3 protein-coding genes and 1 pseudogene are annotated in these 2,761 nt (G+C 64.1%); 2 read left to right on the top strand and 2 right to left on the bottom strand.

Going from position 1 to position 2,761, the window contains the following annotated elements:
* On the top strand, positions 1–424 hold a 424-nt coding region (locus ACIQ17_RS32700; protein WP_398473726.1), incomplete at its 5' end, for an elongation factor P.
* A gap of 66 nt (positions 425–490) precedes the next feature.
* Here the strand turns inward: ACIQ17_RS32700 and ACIQ17_RS32705 are convergent.
* A complete protein-coding gene (locus ACIQ17_RS32705) occupies positions 491–961 on the bottom strand; it encodes a carboxymuconolactone decarboxylase family protein (RefSeq protein ID WP_398473727.1) in 471 nt (156 codons plus the stop codon).
* Positions 962–1,091: 130 nt separating this feature from the next.
* On the opposite strand from ACIQ17_RS32705, the gene ACIQ17_RS32710 reads away from it, so the two are divergent.
* Complete coding sequence (locus ACIQ17_RS32710) at positions 1,092–2,321, top strand: lytic murein transglycosylase (protein ID WP_398473728.1); 1,230 nt, start codon at positions 1,092–1,094, stop codon at positions 2,319–2,321.
* Between the two features lie 145 nt (positions 2,322–2,466).
* Here the strand turns inward: ACIQ17_RS32710 and fumC are convergent.
* Positions 2,467–2,761: pseudogene (gene fumC, locus ACIQ17_RS32715) on the bottom strand (class II fumarate hydratase); the annotation flags it as partial.

Genomic DNA, 2,761 nt, shown 5'->3' on the forward strand with positions numbered 1-2,761 from the left:
CGTGAAGATCTCGGAGCGCTACAAGACCACCGACCAGGTGGAAAAGGCGACCATCGAGGACCAGAACTTCTCCTACCTCTATCAGGATGCCGACGGCTACCACTTCATGAACCAGGAAACCTATGATCAGGTCCAGGTTCCGCCGGATGTCATCGGCAATTCCGCTCCTTACCTGCAGGAAAACATGGTCGTGAAGCTCTCGCTACACGACATGGTGCCGGTCGCCATCGTGCTGCCGCAGCGCGTCACCCTCGAAGTCGTCGAGACCGAGCCGGTGACCAAGGGCCAGACCGCCTCGTCGTCCTACAAGCCCGCGATCCTGTCGAACGGCATCCGTTCGGCGGTTCCCCCGCATGTCGGCACCGGCACCCGCATCGTGGTGCTGACCGAAGACGGCTCCTACGTCGAGCGCGCCAAGGACTAAGCCTCGGCCTGATGGACCGAGATCGAGCCCCGGACGCCGACCGCGTCCGGGGCTTTTGTTTTGTGCCTATTTCGTCTTCGCGGCCGGCGGCGTCCAGCGATACATCACGCCGAACCGGTTCCAGACATTGATGCCGGCAATGGCCGAAGCCAGATAGGCCAGCTCCTTCGCATCGAATTCCGCACTCGCTTCGGCATAGAGCTCGTCGCTGACACCCTGCGGTAGCAGCGTCAGCGCTTCTGCGAAGGCCAGCGCCACGCGCTCGCGCGGCGAATACACCTGCGCTTCACGCCAGACCGCAAGCTGATGCAGCTTGTCCGCCCGCACGCCGAGACCTTCGGCCTGATTGACGTGAAACTGGACGCAGAACGCGCAGCCATTGACCTGCGACACCCGCAGCTTGACGAGTTCGATCAGCTCCTTGTCGAGCCCGGCTTCCACCGCGGCGTTGGCGAGTGCACGCACCTTCGTCTCCAGATCCGGCACCAGCGCCCGGAAATCGGTGAACTCGGCACGCGCCGTCACGGTCTTGGCCATCGAAACTCTCCTGTTTGGTTCCGCTACTGATGGCGAGCGCCGTTGCGCGTGGCAAGCGCCAATCAACGTCCCACGCCGCTGCGACAGCTTTGCCCTGCCGGACACCACAATCCCGCGCTAGACTGTCCGAATGAATCAGATCGATCCCCGCCTCACCCGCCGTGCAGTGCTGCAGTCCGGTCTCGGCGCCGTCGCGCTGCTGGCGTTGCCTGGCGTGGCGCTTGCCGCCCCCGCCGGCTTCGACCAGTGGCGCGACGGATTTCGCGCCAAGGCCGCCGCCAAGGGCATCTCTGACACCACCTACACACGCGTGATGGGTCGCCTGGAGCCGGACATGTCCGTGTTCCAGAAGATGAAGAAGCAGCCGGAGTTTCACGAGCAGGTCTGGCAATATGTGAACCGCCGCGCCTCCGATTGGCGCATCACCGCGGGCAAGGAAGCGCTACGCAAGAATTCCGGCCTGTTCGATCGCATCGAGCGCGATTTCGGCGTCGAGCGCGGCACGCTGCTGGCGCTATGGGGCGTCGAATCCGCCTATGGCGATCCGCTGGTGCAGACCAATCACATGCGCCCGGTGTTTCCGCAGCTTGCGGCACTGGCCTGGAATGAACCGCGCCGCCGCGCCTATTGGGAGACCGAACTCATCAACGCGCTGCGCGTGGTGCAGAACGGCTGGAGCACGCCGGACGAGATGCGCGGCTCCTGGGCCGGCGCCATGGGGCATACGCAATGGATGCCCGAGGTCTGGCTCAATGTCGGTATCGACTATGACAAGGATGGCCGCGTCTCGCCCTTCGGCAAACCGGATGACGCCCTCGGCTCCAGCGCGCGCTTTCTTGTCAACCGCGGAAAATATCCGCGCGGTGAGCATTGGGGCTACGAGGTGCGCGCGAACGGCGTCGCCGCCTCCGACGCCAAGCGCTCCTTTGCATCATGGACTGCGGCCGGTGTGACGCGCGCGGATGGACAGGCGTTTCCGCAACCGAATGCGACGGCAAAACTCTGGACGCCGGTGGCGGGCGGGCCGAGCTTCCTGCTCGGACAGGGCTTCTACGCCGTGCGCAGCTACAATCCGTCGATGAACTACGCGCTGGCGATCTGCCATCTCGGCGACCGCATCCTGGGCGCACCGCCTTTCATCCAGCCATTCCCCGGCTCGGAGCGCATCCTGACACTGGCCGAGGTGCAGGAGTTGCAGACGCGCCTGACCCGTGCTGGCTTCGACACCGGCGGGACCGATGGACGTGTCGGCAATGACACAATGCAGGCGGTGCGGAATTTCCAGACCAAAGCGGGACTGCTGCCGGCCGATGGCTATGGCGGCCTCAAGGTGCTTGCGCGGCTGCGGCAAGGCGGATAGCCCTCACTCCGCCGGCGCGCCTCCTTAAGATGAGGGATGGCGCAGGAAGGGTTGAGCGCGTAGCCCGGATGGAGCAAAGCGAAATCCGGGGACCAGCATTTCAGCTATCTCTGCTGTCCCCGCATTGCGCTTCGCTCCATGCAGGCTACGAGAGTCCGGCCATCCGCTTAGGATCGATATAACGATCATACTCATCGCCCGACAGCAACCCTAGTGCGATCGCGGCTTCCCGCGGCGTGATCGCCTCGTCCAACGCCTTCGCTGTTATCATCGCAACCTTGTCGTAGCCGATCACCGGATTGAGTGCCGTCGCCAGCAGCGGTGCGTTCGCGACATTGGCAGCGAGCTGGCGGCGGTCGACGTCGAGATCGCGGATCAAACGGGCTGCGAAGACCTCGATGCCATCGGACAGGATGCGGATCGACTGCAGCACATTGTGA

This window comes from Tardiphaga sp. (genome assembly GCF_044340795.1).
GTDB lineage: Bacteria > Pseudomonadota > Alphaproteobacteria > Rhizobiales > Xanthobacteraceae > Tardiphaga.